The organism is Thalassobacterium maritimum (genome assembly GCF_031127805.1).
Taxonomy (GTDB): Bacteria; Verrucomicrobiota; Verrucomicrobiia; order Opitutales; family Coraliomargaritaceae; genus Thalassobacterium; species Thalassobacterium maritimum.
On sequence record NZ_JARXHW010000015.1, the window covers coordinates 73,330 to 94,659 of the forward strand.

The following is a 21,330-nucleotide window of genomic DNA, read 5'->3' on the forward strand; positions in this document are numbered from 1 at the left end:
TTCAGTTCTTCCAACCCCTGCAATGAAACGAAACCTTCTTACCCTAGGCCTCGCCCTAATTTCTGCTTCGGTCTTATGCGCCAACGAGCGCTTCGTCTTGCACTATGATGCCCCCGGCGCGCGCGATCTAATTCAAGCCAAAGGTAAAAAGAAAGAGCCCAACTTTATGAAGAGCGCTTTGCCGCTGGGAAATGGTCGTCTCGGCGCGATGTTTTCCGGAGGGATCGAGGAAGAGCACCTGTGCATTAACGATATCACGCTGTGGATGAATACCAAGCGCGGGCAAGACGAAGTGGCCCAGTCGTCCGCTCGCACGGTCTCGCCGGAGGATTTTGAAAAAGTGCGCCAAGCCTACCGCGAAGAGCGCATGGGCTCCGGTCCGGAATCGATGGAAGCCATGTCGACCGAATATCTCGCGACCAAGGAAACTCTGGGCAACTACGCGCCCTTTACCAATGTCGTGATCTCGACCGGGCATGCCCCCGATGCGGTCTCGAATTATCAACGCTCGCTGGACATTCGCACCGGCTTGGGCCGTGTGAGCTATTCGACCCAGGGAGGGCAGTTTACCCGGGAGTATTTCTGCAGCTATCCGAACGATGTCGTTGTGGCACGCTACACTGCGGAAGGTGCTAAGCTGGATCTAACGATTGAGACTTTGACCTATCATAAGGTCAATGAGCACCAGGCTGTCGGCAACCGCATCGTCCTCGCTGCCGAGACCAAGATGGTCAAAGACAATATGGAGTTCGCTCAGATCATCGAAGTGGATGCGGTCGACGGCACAGTTGCTGCCCAGCCCGATGGTTCGATCCGTGTGACGGGTGCCAGCGATGTGCGTATCTATCTCGCTGGATACACGGATTACCTGCCGAATTATCCCATCTTTAAAGGCCGTGATTTCCTCGGGGACAGCGAGCAGGCCATCACCGTCGCGAGCCAGCAGGGCTACGATGCGGTTAAAGCCGCGCACGTGGCTGACTTTTCCGAGATCATGCAGCGCTGCTACCTTGAGCTCGACTTCCAGCCCTCCGGCAAAACGACGGACAAACTGGTTCAACAAGCGAGCCTTGAACTGGAGAACTTGTATTTCAACTACGGTCGCTACCTGCAGATCAGTTGCTCACGCGATGCGCCCGTGCCATCGAATCTACAGGGGCTGTGGAATACCAGCCTCGCTCCTGCCTGGAACTGCGACTACCATACCGACATCAATCTCGCCATGAACTACTGGATGGTGGAGACCGCCAATTTGCCCGAGTCGTTCAGCCCGTATTTTGAATACATGAAAGTGATTGCCGAGTCCGGCGAGCACACCGCGCGCGAGACCTTTGGCGTCAATCAAGGCTGGAGCATGGGGCTCAATGGCAACATTTTCGGCTGGACTGCACAAAATGAGCACGGACGTCGTGCCCAGCAGGCCGGCCACTGGTTGGCACAGCACCTTTTCGAGCACTATGCTTTTGGAGGCGATCGTGACTTTCTCGAAGAAGCCTATCCGATCATGAAGGGCGCAGCTGAGTTCTTTGTCGAGCACCTTGCCCCTTGGAAGGACGGCAGTCTCGTCGTTTACCCGACCTGGTCGCCGGAGAATAATTATGGCAAAGGTAAGCTTAATAAGCAGGCCTACGGAGCCGCTTGGGATCAACAATTGATCCTGGGCCTATTCACCGACTGCATCGAGGCCTCTTACATCCTGGATCGCGATCCGGAGTTTCGTGCGACCTTGCAAAAAATGATCCCGCGACTCAGCCCACAAAAAATCGGCAAACACGGTCAGCTGCAGGAATGGATCGACGATCGGGATGATCCTAAAAACACCCACCGCCACATTTCGCACCTGATTGCCTTACACCCCGGGCGTGACATTTCACCACTCACCACGCCGGAATTGTATCAGGCCGCGCTGGTCACCATGAAGCACCGCGGCGATGCTTCGACCGGTTGGAGCACGGGGTGGAAGACTAACTTCTGGGCCCGCCTGCACGATGGCGATCATGCCCACAAGATCTACAAATTCCTGACTTCGAAGCGCGCCTACAGCAACCTCTTCGATTTCCATCCTCCCTTCCAAATCGATGGCAACTTCGGAGGCACCGCCGGTGTTTGTGAAATGCTGCTACAAAGCCATCTCCGCAGTGTGAATGATCAAGCGAAGCGCATCGAGGATGCCGCCTTTGTTGCTTACCAGCCAGCTCCTGAGAATCCGAAGCATTTCGTGCCTGTCTCCCCGGATGAATCGCTTGTGGATGCCGCTTATATCCTGCACCTGCTCCCTGCGCTGCCTTCCGAGTGGTCCAAGGGACGTGTCAAAGGTCTGCGTGCCCGCGGAGGTCTCGAAGTCGATCTGGAATGGGAGAATGGTCAGGTGAAGCAAGCGAGCATGCGCGCTGCCCGTGATACCAAATTCCGCATCTATGCAGACGGTCAACTCAGCGAAACGATCTCGCTCAAACAGGGGCAAAGCAAAGTCTGGAACTAATTCGATGATAGATGCATAGAACTAAATTTGAAGGCCTTTCGTGGATATTTTATTAGATGCCTGCTGCCGTCCAGAATCGAAACTGCGGGCATCAGAATGATCACGCTAAACTGTCATTGAAGACAATGGATAATGGAACGAAAGAAGACGCAGCAACTTAACTAGCTAAAATCATGTGTACACATGGTTATGCAATGCCGCGCATTCAGTTATGATATATTTATGAATCAAATTACTATCGCATCTATTACCCTACTGACCCTTTCATCCATATCAATGATTCAGGCGGCGCCTGTTACTATCTCTGGTAATCAGACCTTGCAGGGACAAACTGGGGTGGGAGAGCTGATCGCGACGAATAATGGTGCGGGCAATAATGCAACCGCAATCCAATTGAGAAATGGATACACTTTAACGATCGAGGACGGCGCCATTGTGAATTTGAGCTCGGGCATTAATATTTCTCAGGGTGTTAATGGCAACGGAGCCAATCTTACCATGGAGGTGGGAAGCACTTTAAACGTAGGCTCTGGATTAAGCATGTCGGGCAATGCGACTGGCGGTACGTCCTTTATTACTATGGAAGGCGGTGTGTTGGATGTCGGGGGCAACTTCGGCGCCGGATCTCAATATGCAGCCAGCTTTACGATTGAAGGCGATGACGCGACGATCGATGTCGGAGGCAATGTTAATGCTTATGAAAATTCGGTTTTTAATTTTAATCTAGGCACTGGAGGCGTGAGTTCCATTGATGCCGAAGGCACGATGACTATTACATCCGGGGCAAGCTTAGTGGTCGATGGCTCTGCCTACTCTGGCAGTTCGAGCATTACCTTATTTCAGTTTGCTACAGATTCGCTCACGGGGATATTTGATGTCGCTGACATTACCTTAACTGAGCTTGATGGATATTCTTTGGTCTATGGGGCCGACAGTATCTATTTGGCAATTCCTGAGCCTAGCAGCTTTGTATTTGGGGCGGGGATATTGGCATTCGGGGCGGTATTACTACGCCGGCCTCGTGTCTCGTAAAACAGCTTCCCATGTTTAACTTTGAAAGGCCTGCCATATACGGCAGGCCTTTTTACTATTAAGATACTCCGGAGAGCAGCTCTGCCAACGCCGTCAGAATACAGATTTGGACAGCAGCGAGTTACCCTAAATTGCCCCCCTAAAGAATGAGCAGAAGCATCAATGCCTAGAGATGATTTTAAAACGAATACGGAATCGCTTTGTCATGATACGAGGCGGACGATGCGCTCATTGTAATCTAAAGGGCGAAAGCGTGTCCATTTTCTCATATGAGCAGGATGGTCAATTGTCCGATAGTAATGGTAGTCCGACTGTCTCGATCAGCTTGTCGATCATTTTCCTATTCTCATTATAATAATTCTCAAATTCTGCTTGGCGGAAAGTCACAAGTTCATTCCATACTACTTCTTTATAGAGTTTTTGCGTCTGCTCACAAATAGTGAAAATAGATTCAAAAACTTCTCCGGCAGTGCCTTTACTATATTGGATCGTGCCTATGTGGTTGGGCCAATCCGGTTCGCCAGTAATCTCTTTGATTCGATCCGGGCCAAACCAATCCTTCATTGGATGCTGCATTACTGAGAGCCACACTTTTGTTAAGGCTCGTGAGATATGCTTGCTATTGGTTTTGTAGTATTTTCTCCATCTGAAGTCACTCATCACAGTCCATCCATGCTTGAGGGTATTGGAGTATATCCAATTGCCCCTCCAACTGATATCGTGATCAAACAAGAAACAAATGTGTAGAGCGTCATCTGGGGCATCGTAGACTCCAGCCAACCACTGTTGCACCATATATGCATCAAACTGACGTCTTTCTATGTCATAAAGGCTTTCATGTAGAGGAGGCCGAATCGATGGCAGCAGCACGAAATCGAACCCGGCAAAATTACGGGACATTCTGAGCGCTAGTCGCAGGGCGCGATCATCCGAGTAACCAATCGGCTGAATATAGAAACGTAGCCCTCCAGTGGGCAGGGCTACGTCTTTGTAGGAGACTCTTTCGACTGCACTTTTCTCATAGGGTGCAAGAAGCTTATCAATCTCACCCTTAATGATTTGATTGTTTTGCTCCAAGATGCCCGTAAGTTGCTTTTTCTTCTGCAAAGAACGCAAGACCGGTAGCGCCAGGCCTTTTTGACCAACCTCTAGGCGGGCACGTGCCAATGTATACTGCACCACGTCCATAGCTTTCCCCCAACGGCCAAAGTACTCGTTAATCAATCTGATTCTATCTTTAGGCTCCTCGAATTGGTTCATTAAATAAACGATACGTTCCGATATGTCACGATGATCCAGGCTCCCTCGTGCACGCACGTATTCTTTTAAGGCTTTATATTCAGCTTTAAAGGCTTCGGTTCCGAATGCCGCTTTTGCTATTAACTCCAGGTATTCTAGATCGTTGCCCTCAAATCCCGACAATACACTGGATGCCTCGGTATAGCGCCCATCCAGCATGTGTATTTTTGCCAGAAGCTTTGCATAATTCTCATCGTGTCGTGGGATCCGTTCCAAATACTGTAGTGCTTCTTCCGGTTGGTTCATTCGGATTAATAACTCAACTCGCAGTCGATCGGCCTCAGCAACCATTGTTGGGTTTGCCCATTGTCGGGAATTCAACGCAAGGTGCATGAAGTCGACTGCGCTATTCAATACGAAGTTATCCATCTTACCCACGCTTTCGGGTCTGTAGACATCCAATCTATCAGGCATTGCAAAGGTGAGATTATAAGACCTTCTCAGTAAGGTCAGTAGTTCACTGTCAGAAATTTCAGGGATCGTGCAGAGCGCAATTTCTGCCATCTCAACTCTCGATGCATCGTTCCCATTACTTGTCCACTTTTTATCCCACTCATCATTCGTCGCCAACTTATAATATAATCGTCCTTCCGCCCGTAGACGCTCGTTCAATTTCTCGGAAACATTCAACTGTGCTGGCGAGTCATAGTGTGTTTGGGTAAGATCGTAAGCAGCCCTTCCTGCGTCTTTCATCAGTGCATTGAGCGAGGTGTACGAGCTCTGGTTGGCACGAGTCACAATACCAGTCTCAATATCAATTAACATAAGTCCCAAGCTCCAATCGTCATCTTTGCCTTCCTTAAAACCGCATTTAGGTGAACCAGTAGCACATGATCTGCGCCCAAAACACGGGCTACATTTTCCGCATAGGCATCAGCTCTACCACCGATTTGATTCAGGCCATGCGCTTCAATAATCTCTATCACCTCGGCCGTTCTAATAATATCTGCAGTCGGCCAGCCCATGCCAAGCCCGAGTTTCGATTGCTCAATTAGTTGACTTGAAATTTCCCAAAAATCATATTCTTGCGCCCCCATCACCCACACTGGAAGCATCGCAATTCGTTTTGGCCGAACATGTGCTAATTCTGGGGTATCATAAGTCATCAATCCCGCATTCGCATGCAGAACTTCATGGATAGAATTATAAAATGACTCAGCTAAGACCTCCGGATCGTCGCTTCCGCAAGGCACCTCTTGGATGAAAAGCACATTTCCCGAGCTAGCTTCGTAAATGCCAGCTATTAGATTAAAACTAGAGGTATCACCCGTCTGAACAGGCAATAGGTTGCCGAAAATAACATAATCCGCAGGAGTTCTGTATTTCATCTCTGTTGGATCATCAATCAGGATTTCAGCGTCCAAAGATAATGCATATGCTCGCCGCCGGATGACCACTCTGACATTCGGATCCGCGAATAACCGATGCAAAACACCATCACGCATCGAAGTGGCCGTAAGCTCATCCTGTTTACTTAAGTCAGTTCCCAGAAAAGGCATTACGGCGACAGAAACCTGAGCGTGTTGCGCGTTGGACAAGCTCAACGCGGCATCCCCATACGCCCAGTAAGTCGATAGCAGGAACAAGGATAAAATATAGAACTTCATAGTCTAGCAGGGCGGAGGTCGAGGCACTCCGTTAAGGTTCTAAATCGTCTCGATGCGACAACTCGAATTGCTGGTTAATGGAATGATCGAGTCTAGCGATTAATAATTTGAGATTAGCTTGTCGGGGCAGTGGGAAACGGTCGAGTTTTTTTGATGACTCGTCGCAAAAGTTTGAGAGAGTCTATGACCGCGTCGAGCGTCGCATTCTGACCGGGACAAGAGGGGGAACTTACAAGTGTCCCGACTCCTTTGAGTGTATCGTAGTCACGTGTTGGGCTGCCATTACTAAAGCCGCTTTTAGGCGTTTTAGCCTCGTCTTTTTCGGTAGCCGATTCTGTAACTATACGAATATCAGATACTGAAAATCTCGATTAGAAAGCTAATGAAACACTCGTCCGAAAAAACTTTGATTCCGCTCCCTCATAATCTGACCACACATTTTGACCGGGATTCTTTTATTATTCGTCGAAAATGGTTTTCGGCACTGACATTCTTCCTGCTTTTTTTCGCCATCTTCTGGAATGGGTTCATGGTCGTTTGGATGACGCAAGCGCTGAAGTCAGGTGTCTGGATCATGGCGGCCTTTGGTTCCATTCATGCCTTTGTGGGCCTCTTTATGGCTTACTTTTGTGTGGCGAGTTTTATCAATAAGACCGATGTCGTAGTTGATCCCAACTATTTGACAGTGCGACACTATCCGATGCCATGGTTTGGCAGTAAGAAGATACGGGTGCATTCCATTAAACAACTCTATTCGAAAGAGCATATCAGTCGCTCGAAGAATGGCGTCAATATCTCGTACCGGGTCTATGTATTGACCGATGACAACCGGGAGCAAAAGTTGCTGACTGGACTGACAGAACTCTCGCAGGCTCATTTCATCGAGCATGAAATCGAGAACGTGCTGGGTATCCAAGATCAAGCCGTCGCTGGCGAATATCGAAAGTCGTAGTATTCAAAGTTGCAGGCATAGGATGGCAGCAGCACTTGGAGCAGCTCTTCGCCTAATGAATGCGTGATCGCTGCCAGTATTTTATCTACCAATATTCAAAGTTAATTCAGTCCATGAACCACCCACGCGCCGCTTTCTTTTCGGCCCAAGGCACTCTTCTTTCCCTCATCTTCATTCTACTCGCTCCTGTGCAGAGTCAGGCCGACGGCATCGAGCAGTTGGTCGATCAGGTGCATGCGCTCGATACTGAGACTTGGCTCGGATGGACTGAGGAAACGCCCAGTCGGCTCTACCTCTTGAGATCTGGCGAAACGCCCCAAGCAATCGCAGAGCTTCCGGCTCCGGCCTACGATCTGGCGGTTCAGTCGGATGGCTATGTCATCGGCGGCTCGGGCTATCTGGCGCAGGCATCACTCGACGCGCCGGGGCAGTTGAGCTATACCGAGCTGACGGGTGAATGGACCGCAGTGGTGGCCAACGCGATCGGCTATCTGGCTTCTAATGGCGAGGTGCTTCAGTTCTCCGCCGACGGGCGAAACTGGATGCCGGCTCCCGACGGAACGATTGCGCCTAACTCACAGATCGCAGGTCTCACGGCGGAGGGCGGGCTCTTTGTCCTGCTGTGCCATTTGGAAGTCAAAGAGGGCAGTCAGAGCCAATGGTATTCGACCCTTTCCACCTCGGAAAACGGGACGGATTGGGAAATGGCTTTTTACGAAATCACGCCCGGCGAACCGAGCATTCTGCACCTCGCTTACGGTGAGGGAATCTGGGCCGGGTTTGGCATCGGCCAATACATATATTCCAAGGATGGCTATGACTGGCAGGCAGCCTCGACAGTCATTCCCAGCCGTGGCCGGAACTTGCAGTTTTTCCATCGCGGGGGCCAGTGGTTTCGGCTCGATGTAGGCAAAGAAGAAATTACCGTCGCTGAGGAAATTGACGACTTGAAGTCGAATCCGTCGATTTCAACAAAAGCGCTTGCGGCCAGTTCCTTTTGGACTGTCGGGGAGGGCGGGCTACGCAGTGTCGCGCTCGACAGTCAGCAGCGTGTCGTCGCGCAGGGCTTGGAAGCATTGACCGCTCAAGCTGCCGCAACTGCCCCGCAGCCCGACGCCGCCCAGCTCACGCAGGCCTTGCCGCCGCTACCAGAGCCATCGTGGCCGCCGGCGCAAAGTGATGGCTGGAGCGCTGAAGAGTTCCAGCAAATGAAAGCACTGCATGCGCGCCACCTTGCCTTCAGCCGTGAGGTGATGGCCTTTCGCAGTAGTTTGAACGGTGAACCGGACCTCGACGCGTGGCAGGCCTTACTCGATCGGCATCAAGCGCTCTTACAGGACCCGCAGGTCGATGCCCTCTACCAGGCGTATGTCCGGCGGGGGATCAGTGCCTTTAATTTGACCACTTCGGCCGACCCGGTCGACAGCCACTCCTGGCGCTTTCAGTTGGAAAAGATCCAGTCCGGCCTGGTCAATGTTGCGATCAATCCTGACCTCTGGTGCGCCCGCGCGCGCATGCTGCAATGGTCCGGTCAGTTGGAAGAAGCCCGTCGCGACGCCAGTATCGCAGCGCTCATGGTGCGCCTGCCCACCAAAGGCGGGAATCGCCTGGCGCAGGAGCAACTTTTCTCCGATGCCAATCGCCTGAAATTGGAGCTCAACTTGCCCGCTTCCGTTTTAGCTGTGCCTCAGTTGCCCATTCAACGCTACATGATTCCCGTCGCCACTCAAAATGCCGTGCTGGGCAAGGAATTGAGCGAGGACTCAGAAGCCGAAGTGCTCAAGCTCTTTCAGAATTTTGGCCATCGCCTAGCAGCCGCATGGCAATTGGCTGACCCCGAACAAGCTTTGGAAACAGAACTTACACTGTATCAAATCCATTCCTGGGAGCTGACGCCATTTGCCTTTCCCTCCGAAGCCTTGAAGGAGATTGCGCCGCTGATGGATGCCCTCGATCAGCAATTGAAGCGCAACAGCCAGCAGGCGATGCCCATGATCAAGGAATTGCTGCAACAGGCGCCGCATCCATCCTTCCTCTCGCTGCGGGCAAAAGTGCTCGGCCAGATGGGCGAGATTGACCAAGCCCGTCGTTTACTCGAAGCCATTTCCGTGGGATGGGCGACAGACCGTTATACGAAGGCCATCCTCGCGGAGCTGGATCAAGCGACTGCGACGCAAAACACGCAGCGCTATCTGGAAGCACTGGATGCCTTTAACCGAAACGACGCCGCAACAGGTCAAGCCAAGCTCGATGCCATCCTCGCCTCGGGGCTTGCGGATACCCGCAGTCTACTCTTGCAGGCGGAAGTCTACCAAACTCAAGGGCAGCCCGCTCAGGCCATGCCGCTCTTGCGCCGCGCTTACACTGAGAATCGTGCGTCCGCCATCGCTGCCGCTCAGCTCTGTGCCGCATTGATCGGGCAACAGCAGCTTGCAGAAGTGCGCGAGATCTTGGGCGAAGCCCGTCGCGCACATCCCGACGACCTGAATTTGCAGGCGATCGAGCACATGACCACGATGATGCAGCAGGTCCAGAACGGACAAAGCGGTCCAGCCGCAGCCATCGAAACACTCGCTCAATTGGACGCCCTGTCGGCTCAGGATGAGCGTGCCTACGTGCTACAAGGCGTGCGTTCGCAGCTCAACATGATGCTCCAAAACAAGGCCGCAGCGGCCGAGTCGATCGCCCGAATGATCGCCCACAAACCCTACGTGCCCCCGCAAATGTATTTGCAACTCGGTCTGCTCTATCAACAGCTCAATCAAGTCGCCGAAGCCAAACGTTATTTTCAAAGGGCTTTCGACCACGGCCTGCCCCAAGCTGAAGCCTATTTGCGATCGGAACCTCGCTGAAGGGCATAGCCTTCCGGCACCCATGCGTCCCAGGCTCCTTTTTTAGGGGACCTGTCTCATTGCGTTGGTGGCATCTGGGCAATTTCCTGCAGCGCTGAAGTCGGCACTTTAGCTTTTATACGTGATAGGCAGCGAGCTGTGCCTTTGATATATTTCAGGCTTTACCCTTTGAATATATGATGAAACTCATCTCCCTCGTCTTGTCGGGCTTACTGGCCGGGCAGGCCCTGATTCAGGCTGCCTCGGAATTGACTTTTAATGAAGCCGCCCGGCCGGCGACTTTGATGTTGGGCGGTGCAAATCGTCTGGTCGACTCTTCCTCTGCGGGCTTTCACTTGCGCAATTTCGCCGGGGAAGATGTGAGCGATACATTGCTCAGCGACATCACCCGTAATGGCAACGAACTGACTGTGTCGCACGCCGACGGCATGCCGAGTTTCACCTTTCGTATCGATGCCTATGATAATCATTTGGCGATTCATTTACTGGATGCCCAGGGGATCGGATCGGGACATAATTACAGCTTAAGTCTGGTACTCGACGCCGATCGGATCGGCGCCTATACGCTCAACGATTTAATGGAAAGCAAACGTCGGCGAAAAGCGATCACACTGACCTGGCCGCATCTCTGGGGGCGGGCGCGGGCCGACGGAACACGCGGGAGTGTGGTGCTGTTTGATGATCGCTTGGAGGGGAACGCACGCGATGTGGTCTTGGCGGAGATCTGGTCGACTCAGAGCTTGGCGGGGCACATGGTGCGTCCGGCTGGCCAGACGACTTGGTCGGAATCGGATGTTTTGGCCTGGGTGGAACGATGGGCGAAGAAGTTTGAGACGATGGCCGTTGTCAGTATCGGGCCAGAAAGCGAAGAAGAACTGTATGCGATGACCGACAAGTGGGTGATCCCCAGTGGAGCCAACCGGGTTTACATGTTTTCCACGGTTTGGCGTGGCGAATACACCTTGCGAAACCTTTCAAATGAGAGTGTGGCCGGTGATGCCTTTCCAAATGGTAAGGAAGACCTGCTTCGGTATACCGAGTATCTGGCCAAACACGGGGCGCATGTGCAGCTCAAGAGTCTGGTGCCTCAATTGGGATGGAAGGACGCTCGCTACTTTTCAGAAGATTATTGTGAGCCGCGCTTACTGAGTTGGGGGCGCGGTTCGCTGCTCGAGGCGATTGATCCGAAGGCGACGACTCTACTGCTTACGCCCGGCCCAGGTCATGTGTGGGAGCGGGCGTCCGGCTATTTGCGAATCGGAAACGAGCTGATTTGGGCGAACGACATCTCCATTGATCGTGAGCAGGGGCATTGGATTCTTAAAGATTGTGAACGCGGGAAATTTGCGACCACCGCCAAGACACATCCAGCTGGTGCCGAGATCAGTGGAGTGCTGCACTCGTATCGCTTTGTGCATTTCGCCGATGATTTTGGTCAGCCCGATAGTTTGGCTGAAGCAGTTCTTTCGGCCTACGGTGATTTTTTGGATGAAGTGAATGCCGGGCATCTGCATTTTGATGGCACGGGGCAGAAAGCGGAATGCCCTTGGTATCTGCGGGATTATACCGACTATGTGTATAGCCGTGTGAGTCACCCGGTGACCGGTAGTATTGTTGGGGGGAGCATTCCGGCCAATTTTGAAAAGATGTTTAGTATCGCCGAGCGCGCCACCCAGGCGAGTTCGTATTGGGGGATACGCATCGGCCCACGGCTGGATGGCACCGGCAGTGGATCGGAAAAAGAGCAGCGGAACTTTTCGCCGAGTCTGCTTGATATACACTTCGACGTGTCGGATCGGATTGTGCTTGGTGGACGCCGCCCGAATTTTACCGCGGGGCGCAGCGGCGGTGTGCTGAGTCAAGAGATCCTGGACAATTATGGTTTTATTGATGAGGCCTACGAGTTGTTCAAGGAGTGGGTGAAGCTGGCGCCGGTATTCGATGAGGCCGATGCCGACTATGTGCGGAGCCACTTAACGCGGCAAAAGGGGAGTAATCATTACGAAGGCGAGGACGTGCTGGTGCTGGGCCAGAACGAGCAGGGGGAGTACCTCTTTACGCCGCATCGTGTGATGGGGCGTGCCTCGGGCGAGGATGCGCCCATCCATATTGACCAGGAATGGGGCGCGATTCCACGCTATCAGGATATAATCGCGGGCACGACGCTGAGCTTGTTCAACCCATATCAGGGACAGGAGCCGCATGTTGTGATTCGTGTCGAGCCGGGATCGACTCCGTTGGAAGACCCGATCATCACGGTCAATGGCAGCGCTACACTCGCGGTCGAAGGAGCCATTCAAGCCGGCGAGTATATGAAATTCAAAGGCGGCAATACGGTTGCTGTGTATGACGCTAACTGGAACCTTGAGCGCAGGCTCCCTGCGGTCGCTACGAAATTTAACGTTAGTTCCGGAGGTAATGAGATTCACACCGCATCGGCTCGGGGAGGCCGCCCGCAGCTTCGGGTGCAATACATCACATTAGGACCCGTTTACCTATTGGAATCTAATCATCACCTTTGAGATGCGAATGTAATGATTCGTCAGAGCTCCCTTGCCTTGGTTTACAACGACGCTACGGGCGGAGTGTATATGCAGATCATTCAACTAATCATTCTATCTGAACAAAGCGTTGTGCGGGGCACGTTTTTGTTGGCTCGCGTCATGCGCAAGCCCCGTGGCATTCTGCCACGCCCGCTCTATTTCTTGACTGCTGCGATGACTGAGATTTCTACCAGCAGTTCCGGGCGAGCCATGCGTGCCTCGACGCAGGCGCGGGCGGGGGCATGGCCTTCCGGCACCCATGCGTCCCAGACTGCATTCATGGCGGCGAAGTCTTTCATGTCGCGCACATAGATGGTGGCCGACAGCATGTGCGCTCGATCAGATCCAGCTTGCAGTAGCAGTTCGTCCACCTTTTCCAGCATGGTTTCGGTTTGCTCCGTAATCCCTTGTGTGGCGTCTTTGCAAACTTGCCCGCATAAGTAGACGGTATCATTGTGAATGACGATACGGCTCATTCGTTGCTTCGTTTCTTGGCGCTTTATATTCATGGCCCGCAGTGAAACTTGTTTGAGCAAAATAAAAAGATCAATCTGTCCAAAGGAGCCATGTATTTGGGTTCAGGTTCCTCCGTGCCACTCGGGACAAGTGTCCCGACTCCTTTGGGCTTCACCGAGCATGGACACTCCTGTCCATGTGCGAATCCCTGTCACACTTACGCGCTCAGCAAGTAAGTTTTACCGTCGATTGCTTTGAATTGGCTGATGGTGATGCCGTAGGCTTTCTTGAAGGTGCGGGCCAGGTGACTGCTATCGGTAAAGTTCAATTCGTAGGCGATCTCTTTGAGTGACTGGTCGGTGTGCAGCACCTTGGTTTCGACCAAGCGGAGTTTTGCTTTGGTAATGTAGTTGGCCAGGCTGTCACCGGCTTGCTTTTTAAAATACTCCGAAAAGTAAGTGGGCGAGATGCCGAACTTGTCCGCCAGCGCGGGCACGCGGATCTTATCCTTGTCCGCGAGGTGATTGTTGATGTAGCGCAAAATTTCGCCGAAGCGGTTTTCCACTTCGTTGGCCTGCTCGACGTAGCGCTTTTCGATGCTGCGGGCGAGGATGTTGAGAATGGAGGCGACCGTTCCGCTGATGATGGCGTCGGAGTAGGCGTCGGCTGACGCGTATTCCTGATAGATCGATTTGATGTTGTGAATGATGAATTCGCGCTCTCGCTCGGAGGCAATGATGTCGCCCGGCACCTTGTTATAATTCGCGAGAATATAAGCGATGCGGTCGAACCATTCACGGTGCTGGGTGAGCCCGTCTTCATTCATGAAGTAGTGATCCGTGAAGCGGATGTAGTAAAAGCGCGAGGGCTCCTGCACCTTGAAAGAGTGGCAGTCCAGCGGTGGCAGCAGGAAGATGTGTCCGGCTTTGTAGGGAAACTCGTGTTGGTTGATGCATTGAATGCCGGCGCCGCTCTCGACGTAAACAATTTCAAAGAAGCTGTGCTTGTGCGGGCGCTTGCCCCAGCTGGAGAGCTCCTCGACTTCGATCTCAAAGATTTTTTTGGCTGATTCAGTGATCATGGTATATTTCTGGGTTCGTTGGCCTAACTAGTGGGCATATTTTGGCGGATATCCAGTGAAATCTTTAAATTTCCCACTAATTGGTAGGGATTTCCAATAATTATACCGAATAAGCCATGTTTCCTACAAGGCTTTGCATTTGCGGGTGGAAGGCGACGCTGCGACAGTAGAGGCACACTCACATACGAAAACACGACCACACAAAACCACAAATTATGAAAGCAATCGGATACACACAAGCTGGCCCCATCTCGGTAACTGACGCATTGATCGAATTGGAAATTGAAAAACCGCAACTCGGTCCACGCGACTTATTGGTCGAAGTCAAAGGCATCTCGGTCAATCCAGTGGATGTCAAAGTTCGCATCAGCCAGGAAATGGGACCTGAGCCCGGCACGAGCAAAGTGATCGGCTACGATGCGGCTGGAATCGTCCGAGAGGTCGGCAGCGAGGTCCGTCTCTTCAAAGTCGGCGACGAGGTCTTCTACGCCGGCGACATCACCCGCCAAGGTACAAACGCGGAATTCCACGCAGTCGATGAGCGTATCGTCGGCAAGAAGCCGGCTTCGTTGGATTTCGCCGAAGCGGCTGGCATGCCGCTGACTTCCATCACGGCCTGGGAGCTTTTGTTTGATTCGCTCGGCCTAAAGGAAGGCGAGGGCACTGGTGAATCCATTCTCATCATCGGCGGCGCGGGCGGGGTCGGCTCTATTCTGATTCAACTGGCCAAAAAGTTAACTGGCCTGACTGTCATCGCCACTGCCTCACGCCCCGACACTGTTGAGTGGGTCAAAAAGATGGGCGCCGATCACGTGATCAATCACCGCGAATCGTTGGTTGAGCAAATGCAGGCCCTCGGCATCGCCCCGAAATATGTCGCCTCGCTCAACGGCACCGAAGAGCACTTGCCCGCGATCATTGAGTTGATCCAGCCGCGCGGACACATCGCCCTGATCGACGATCCTGAAACACTGGATGCCACTGCCCTCAAGCCCAAGTCACTCAGCCTGCGCTGGGAGTTCATGTTTGCGCGCTCGATGTTTCAGACCGACGACATCGAAGAGCAACACCGACTCCTCAACCGCATTGCCGAGCTGCTCGACGACGGAACCCTCGTCTCCACCGTGACCGCAAATCTAGGTAGCCTGACCGCCGAAAATCTGAAACAGGCGCACGCTTTGCAAGAGAGCGGCCGCGTGATCGGCAAGAATGTCCTGAGCGGCATCGAAGCTTAGGGATCGTATCCAAATGTAAACTACGGGAAAAAGGAACTTATTATGAAAGCAATGCAACTCAATGCCTATGGCGCCGACTCAGTCTTTGAAGCCGCCGAAATCGAAACTCCTGCCCTCAAGGCGGGGCACGTCTTCGTGAAAATCGCCGCCTCCAGTGTCAACACGGTCGACACCATGATCCGCAACATGGGCGAAGAACTCCCGCTCTCGCCGGTAACCCCGGCCATCCTCGGCATGGACTTTGCCGGCACGGTCGAAGCGGTCGGCGCAGGCGTCACAGACTATGCCGTGGGCGACGAAGTTTATGGCTGCGCGGGCGGTCTCGCGGACCTGCCGGGCACGCTGGCAGAATACATCGTGGCGGATCGCCAGTTGATTGCACACAAGGCCAAGAACCTATCCATGCGCGAAGCAGCCGCCTTGCCGCTGGTCGGGATCACCGCCTACGAAGGCCTCCAGCGCGCGCAGATTGCAGCCGGACAAAAGGTCCTCGTGCACGGCGGCTCCGGTGGTGTCGGGCACATCGCGATTCAATTGGCCAACCACTGGGGCGCAGAAGTTTACTCGACTGGCGGTGGCGATGCCCAGACTGCACTCATCGAGCAACTCGGCGCGACTGCCATCAACTACAAGACCGAGACCGTGGCCGACTATGTGGCCAAACACACCAACGGCGCAGGATTTGATCTCGTCTTCGACAGCGTGGGTGGAGCCAACCTGCTCAACTCCTTCGAAGCCGCGGCACTTAACGGGCAGATCGCCACCACCGTGACGCTTTGCGAGCTCGACCTCAGCCCTGCGCACTTCAAGGGCCTCTCGCTCCATGTCGTTTTCATGCTCATCCCGATGTTGCACAATCATAAACGCGATCAGCACGGAGCCATCCTGCGCGCGCTCACCGAGATCGCCGAAGCCGGCGCCCTCAAGCCCGTGCTCGACGCAACAAACTTCACCCTCGAACAAGCCGGTCAAGCCCACGCTCGCCTCGAGAGCGGCAAGGCCATGGGCAAGGTCGTGATCGAGAACTAATTCGAAACCCGCCAACCATCCGCACACCATGCCAGCACCACCAGTCAGTCCCGCCTACAGCTCCATCAACCGTGCTTACAACTCCGTGTTTCGGCCCGGCAAGTTGAGCCTTGGACTGGTGGTGCCGATTGAAGCCAACCGCAACAATCCGGTGCCGACTATGGCGCAGCATCTGGAACGGGTGCAACTGGCAGAGCGCTTAGGCTTTGCCGCGGTCTGGTTGCGCGATGTGCCCTTCAACGTGCCGTCCTTCGGCGACGCTGGTCAGCTCTTCGATCCCTTCGTGTATCTCGGCCTGCTTGCGGGGCAGACCGAAGGCATCGCGCTCGGCGTGGCCAGTGTCGTCCTGCCGTTGCGGCATCCGGCTCATGTGGCCAAGGCCGCGGCGACTGCGGATGTGCTCTCGGGCGGACGCCTCCTTCTCGGCGTCGCTTCCGGCGATCGTCCCGACGAATACCCGGCCCTCAACTTGCCCTTTGAAAACCGGGGCGCTCGCTTTCGTGATAGCTTCGACTACATTCGCCGCATGAGCGAAACCGCACCGGATTTTGCAAATGCCTACGGCCAGCCGGGCCGTGGCATGGACATGCTGCCCAAACCGGTCGGCGGACAACTGCCGCTGCTCATCACCGGAGGCAGCCAACAGGCACCCGAGTGGGCCGCGGCGCACGGAGATGGTTGGATGCTGTATCCGCGTCCACCGGCCACACAGGCGCAGCTGATCCGCAACTGGAACGACCGCGTGATCGACGCCGGCCGCTCACCGCAGCCCGTCATGCAGTCGCTCTACGTCGACTTGCTCGAAGATCCCGAAGCCGCGCCGCGGCCCATCCATCTCGGCTTACAAACCGGCGTGCGCTATTTGCTCGAACATCTACACGCCCTGGAAGCCGCGGGCATCAACCACGTCGCGCTCAACCTGCGCTTCAATCAGACGCCGGTCGAACAGACGCTGCATCATTTAGCCGACGTGCTCTTGCCGCAGTTCCACTCATAAACAATGCACACTATGCATAAAACCATTCTCATCACCGGAGCCACCGACGGCATAGGCCTCGAAACCGCCAAGCTGCTGGCCAGCCAAGGGCACACGCTCCTCCTACATGGACGTAACCCCGACAAACTGGCTACAGTCGCCGCTATGCTGGGGACACAGTCGCAGGTCGAGTCTTACGTCGCCGACTTTTCTAGTATTGAAGAAGTCAATACAATGGCCCAGTCCATTAATGAAAAGCACGGGCACTTGGATGTCTTAATCAACAACGCCGGCGTTTACAAAACTCCCAGCCCCTTCACACCTGCAGGGCTCGATGTGCGCTTCGTGGTCAACGCCATCGCGCCTTATCATTTAACGCAGCAGCTCTTGCCCTTGCTTGGCCAGTCCGGACGCGTGGTCAATCTCTCCTCCGCCGCGCAGTCGCCAGTGGATTTGCAAGCCCTCGCAGGTCAGCATCAGCTCGATGATATGGCCGCCTACGCGCAAAGCAAACTGGCGATCACCATGTGGACCCGCCACTTGGCGCAAGCCCATCCCGGAGGCCCGGTGATCGTTGCGGTGAATCCCGCTTCCTTGCTCGGCAGTAAGATGGTCAAAGAAGGCTTCGGTGTCGCGGGCGGAGACCTGCGCATCGGTGCCGACATCCTTGTGCGCGCCGCACTCTCCGAAGAGTTTGCCGCGGCCTCCGGTCAATACTACGACAACGATATCAAACGCTTCGCGCAGCCACACCCCGACGCCCTGAACGAGACCAAGATCAACGCACTCGTCCTCGCCATCGAAACAATACTATCGAACCACTAAAACACATTATGACAAAACTCACCATCACCGCCACCATTATAGCCAAGGCCGATTGCATCGATCTGGTTAAGTCTGAACTCGAAAAAGTCGTCGCGCCGAGCCGCAAGGAAAACGGCTGTATCAACTACGACCTACACCAGGACAATCAGGACCCTGCGCATTTTTTCATGTTCGAAAACTGGGAGACACGTGAGCTCTGGCAGGCACACCTCGAGAGCGCACACTTTAAGCAATTCGCAACCATTACCGAGGGAGCGCTTGAGAACCTCGCGATCCACGAAATGACGCAGATCGTATAAGTGAAATCAAACATGTGGAATTCTTGTAAATCACTGCACTCACCAGCTCTATCATCCATGAAAGCCAAACTCACACTCATCGCACTCACGGCCGCGCTGGCCACTCAACTAGTTGCCGCCACGCCCGCGGACTCCACGGTTGAAATCGTCCATGCCTCGCAAGTCGAATGGACCCACCTCAATCCGAAACGCGGCGACCTGGCCCCCAAGGCCGGCACACTCTGGGGCGACCGTGAGGGCACTGGGGCGACCGGATTTCTTCTCAAGCCGCCACAGGACTTCGAGTCTCCGCCGCACATTCACAATATTTCCTACCGCGGAGTCGTGATTCAAGGCGTCATACACAACGACGATCCCGGTGCCGCCAACATGTGGATGCCCGCCGGCTCTTTCTGGACCCAGCCTAAAGGGGAAGTGCACATCACCGCAGCCGCAGGCAGCGGCAGCCTCTCTTACATCGAGATCGAGGAGGGACCCTATCTCGTCCAGCCAGAAGAGGAAGCCTTCGACAGCGGCGAACGGCCGGTTAATATAGACAAGGACAACTTGGTTTGGCTTACGGCAGACGACATGAAATGGATCCAAGCGGACGGAACCGCCATCGCCGTCCTTTGGGGCAGCACCGAAGCGGGACAACTCAATGGTAGCTATATCAAATTGCCCGCCCATTTTTCCGGAAGTATTCATAGTCGCGGCACACAGTTCGGTGCCGTTGTGATTAAAGGACCGCTCACTCACGCCGCAACGGATGAGCCCTTAGCGCCTGGCAGTTATTTTAGCTCTAAGGAAGCGACATTGCATCAAGTGCAAACGAACGAGAGCGAAGTCGTCCTTTATATCCGCACGAATGGCAAATACGACATCGCTGTGGAGTAGGGGATCCAACAGGAGCATGGACACTACTGTCCATGTGTGTCGGGTTGTTGGTGAGCAAGGCTGAGGCAAGGCGGGACAGGAGTGTCCCGTCTCCTGTCAAGAAACTGCTGGGCGAGGCGCCTTGCCACTTAGTCTGCCACCACTCCTGCGCCGATGGAGAGCTTCAGCATTGCCCAGGCTTGAGCGGCGTCGTTGCTGGCGTAGGTGGCGGAGATGTCGACTTCTTCGATTACCAAGCACTCCCACTATCCACGCCCATCGTATTCTGCACAAAGTTCTTTCAAGAACTACAGAAAATATCCTTTTTTAGCCTTTCGGCGTCCGCCTCCCGCAAAGGGCATCCAAGAATTTCCTCCATACTTTCAAAAACACCTCGACCTGGATGCTTGTCCAAGTCGTTGACTACAGCTTCTACCATATTAGACCACTCAGGATCACGTCGGTTGTCCTCGCCGATCTTTCTTTTTTTATGATACTTACAAAAAGCCCAAGGGTGGCGAAGTTTAGGCGAAGGCTGGCGTATGTGGAGTATCGATTCTTCCTCGCTTTCTCCCTTAAACTCTCGGAGCGAGCTACTGACCGGAAGTCGTAGTGAGGCGTTTTTCATCACCAATTGGAATACGGCTGGCTTAAATTCGGGCGAATGGAAATAGATACATTTTTCAGCTGACTGAAGCTGCAATGAATTAACTAAGTCGACGTCCAATCGACTAATAGTGACTGGATTTTCTCGACGACTACCCACTTTATAGACCTTCGGATCGTAGAAGAACAGGCAGAGATGGGGGGCTATCGGTAACAGCAGCTGAAACCCGGATCGACTAAAACCAACAAAGGATCGATACGGTTCTATAGTTGCGAATAATTGATTCATTTTCACGACGGGGTTGTCGCTAGTCACAAAGGATGAGCCGTCTTCAGCTTCTAGAAGCTTGCACCCCAGCGTTTGCATCTCAAGCCAGGACGAAATCGCCGTTGCTTTAAGCTGAGTTCCGGCAACACCGGTAAAATCCATCATTTCTTCCTTCCAGCCACCCTCTGGTTCACGCAACTCTCCTCGTTCTATTGCGGATTTAATAACTTCATAACTTATCTTCTTGGGGAATACCTTGGCTAATTCCACTGCTTTTCTCGTTCGAATATCCAAGATAACTGCAAGAAAGCGCAGCGCCGCGAGTTCCTTAGGATCAAATTTTCGCTGTTCACTGACTCGACGCAAAACAGGAGCCACATCACATTCAAATTGTTGCAATAAATCGTCTAATTGGCCATCATCTTTGTAAAAATAATCTTGCTGACACTGTCGGTCTATTGGGGCGCGGTCGATTAAGCGTAGAGGGTTGATTCGTGCGACGGATAATTGGTTCGTGCCTTCAATACGGAATTGCCGCAGATAATGTTGCGGGACGAAGTGCTGGTTCTTGTTGACTGGCATCAATTCAATTGAGAACTGAGTTTTGGCAATAATCAAAGGGAATTTGCGGGAATGATTAGACAATAACGAAAAATACGTTTTAAAATAGTATATCGCCTGAAGTTAAGTGAATTTGCTGTTAATCGGGACAGGAGTGTCCCGTCTCCTTTAGGCCTGACGGAGCATAGACACTCCTGTCCATGTCTTGTCGGGTTGTTGCAGGCTGAGTTCGTGAGTGATCAGCTCGGGGCTTTTGTCGTCATTAAACCTATCGACGGTTTTCGTTTATCACTTATACAAGTGATAGACGAAAGCGATTCAGTTGACTATATTATGTCTGCATATATCCCTATGAATTATAATCGTTTTATC

16 protein-coding genes are annotated in these 21,330 nt (G+C 53.3%); 11 read left to right on the forward strand and 5 right to left on the reverse strand.

From position 1 onward, the window contains the following. Positions 1 to 22: 22 nt before the first annotated feature. Together QEH52_RS08485 and QEH52_RS08490 are read left to right on the forward strand one after the other, a co-directional pair. Positions 23 to 2,482, forward strand: coding sequence for a glycoside hydrolase family 95 protein (locus tag QEH52_RS08485; protein ID WP_308949715.1), 2,460 nt, complete (start codon positions 23 to 25; stop codon positions 2,480 to 2,482). 222 nt (positions 2,483 to 2,704) lie between these two features. Beyond that, complete coding sequence (locus QEH52_RS08490) at positions 2,705 to 3,514, forward strand: hypothetical protein (protein ID WP_308949716.1); 810 nt, start codon at positions 2,705 to 2,707, stop codon at positions 3,512 to 3,514. Positions 3,515 to 3,796: 282 nt separating this feature from the next. On the opposite strand, the gene QEH52_RS08495 is transcribed toward QEH52_RS08490, so the two are convergent. Next, a complete protein-coding gene (locus QEH52_RS08495) occupies positions 3,797 to 5,578 on the reverse strand; it encodes a hypothetical protein (RefSeq protein ID WP_308949717.1) in 1,782 nt (593 codons plus the stop codon). Then, a complete protein-coding gene (locus QEH52_RS08500) occupies positions 5,572 to 6,420 on the reverse strand; it encodes a hypothetical protein (protein WP_308949718.1) in 849 nt (282 codons plus the stop codon). Before QEH52_RS08500 ends, QEH52_RS08495 begins: the two co-directional genes overlap by 7 nt. Positions 6,421 to 6,802: 382 nt before the next feature. On the opposite strand from QEH52_RS08500, the gene QEH52_RS08505 reads away from it, so the two are divergent. The 3 genes from QEH52_RS08505 (at position 6,803) to QEH52_RS08515 (ending at position 12,746) form a co-directional block, all read left to right on the forward strand. Next, positions 6,803 to 7,372: a hypothetical protein gene (locus QEH52_RS08505; RefSeq protein WP_308949719.1), complete on the forward strand. Its 570-nt coding sequence runs from the start codon at positions 6,803 to 6,805 to the stop codon at positions 7,370 to 7,372. A gap of 113 nt (positions 7,373 to 7,485) precedes the next feature. After that, a complete protein-coding gene (locus QEH52_RS08510; protein WP_308949721.1) occupies positions 7,486 to 10,224 on the forward strand; it encodes a tetratricopeptide repeat protein in 2,739 nt (912 codons plus the stop codon). Positions 10,225 to 10,400: 176 nt separating this feature from the next. Continuing rightward, positions 10,401 to 12,746, forward strand: a complete 2,346-nt coding sequence (locus QEH52_RS08515; RefSeq protein WP_308949722.1) for a hypothetical protein — start codon at positions 10,401 to 10,403, stop codon at positions 12,744 to 12,746. A gap of 176 nt (positions 12,747 to 12,922) precedes the next feature. On the opposite strand, the gene QEH52_RS08520 is transcribed toward QEH52_RS08515, so the two are convergent. Together QEH52_RS08520 and QEH52_RS08525 are read right to left on the reverse strand one after the other, a co-directional pair. After that, entirely contained in the window at positions 12,923 to 13,276 is a 354-nt protein-coding gene (locus QEH52_RS08520; RefSeq protein ID WP_308949723.1) for a RidA family protein, read from the reverse strand. A gap of 164 nt (positions 13,277 to 13,440) precedes the next feature. Next, positions 13,441 to 14,304, reverse strand: coding sequence for an AraC family transcriptional regulator (locus tag QEH52_RS08525; RefSeq protein ID WP_308949724.1), 864 nt, complete (start codon positions 14,302 to 14,304; stop codon positions 13,441 to 13,443). A gap of 215 nt (positions 14,305 to 14,519) precedes the next feature. Here QEH52_RS08525 and QEH52_RS08530 point away from each other — a divergent pair, with 215 nt between their 5' ends. Genes QEH52_RS08530 through QEH52_RS08555 form a run of 6 tightly spaced genes read left to right on the forward strand, consistent with a single transcriptional unit; the run spans position 14,520 to position 19,544 of the window. Then, the gene (locus QEH52_RS08530) at positions 14,520 to 15,539 is read left to right on the forward strand and encodes a zinc-binding alcohol dehydrogenase family protein (RefSeq protein WP_308949725.1); all 1,020 of its coding nucleotides are present in this window, start codon (positions 14,520 to 14,522) and stop codon (positions 15,537 to 15,539) included. A 42-nt stretch (positions 15,540 to 15,581) separates the two neighbouring features. Next, positions 15,582 to 16,568, forward strand: a complete 987-nt coding sequence (locus QEH52_RS08535; protein WP_308949726.1) for a zinc-dependent alcohol dehydrogenase family protein — start codon at positions 15,582 to 15,584, stop codon at positions 16,566 to 16,568. A gap of 28 nt (positions 16,569 to 16,596) precedes the next feature. After that, a complete protein-coding gene (locus QEH52_RS08540) occupies positions 16,597 to 17,565 on the forward strand; it encodes an LLM class oxidoreductase (protein WP_308949727.1) in 969 nt (322 codons plus the stop codon). Positions 17,566 to 17,577: 12 nt separating this feature from the next. Continuing rightward, a complete protein-coding gene (locus QEH52_RS08545) occupies positions 17,578 to 18,369 on the forward strand; it encodes an SDR family NAD(P)-dependent oxidoreductase (RefSeq protein WP_308949729.1) in 792 nt (263 codons plus the stop codon). A gap of 8 nt (positions 18,370 to 18,377) precedes the next feature. Beyond that, positions 18,378 to 18,668 (forward strand): putative quinol monooxygenase, encoded by a 291-nt coding sequence (locus QEH52_RS08550; protein ID WP_308949731.1) that lies wholly within the window; start codon positions 18,378 to 18,380, stop codon positions 18,666 to 18,668. A gap of 57 nt (positions 18,669 to 18,725) precedes the next feature. After that, positions 18,726 to 19,544, forward strand: a complete 819-nt coding sequence (locus QEH52_RS08555) for a DUF4437 domain-containing protein (protein WP_308949732.1) — start codon at positions 18,726 to 18,728, stop codon at positions 19,542 to 19,544. A 280-nt stretch (positions 19,545 to 19,824) separates the two neighbouring features. Here the strand turns inward: QEH52_RS08555 and QEH52_RS08560 are convergent, their stop codons facing one another. Beyond that, positions 19,825 to 21,015 carry a DUF4238 domain-containing protein gene (locus QEH52_RS08560; RefSeq protein WP_308949733.1) on the reverse strand — a complete coding sequence of 397 codons (1,191 nt, stop codon included), beginning with the start codon at positions 21,013 to 21,015 and terminating at the stop codon, positions 19,825 to 19,827. Between the last annotated feature and the right edge of the window lie 315 nt (positions 21,016 to 21,330).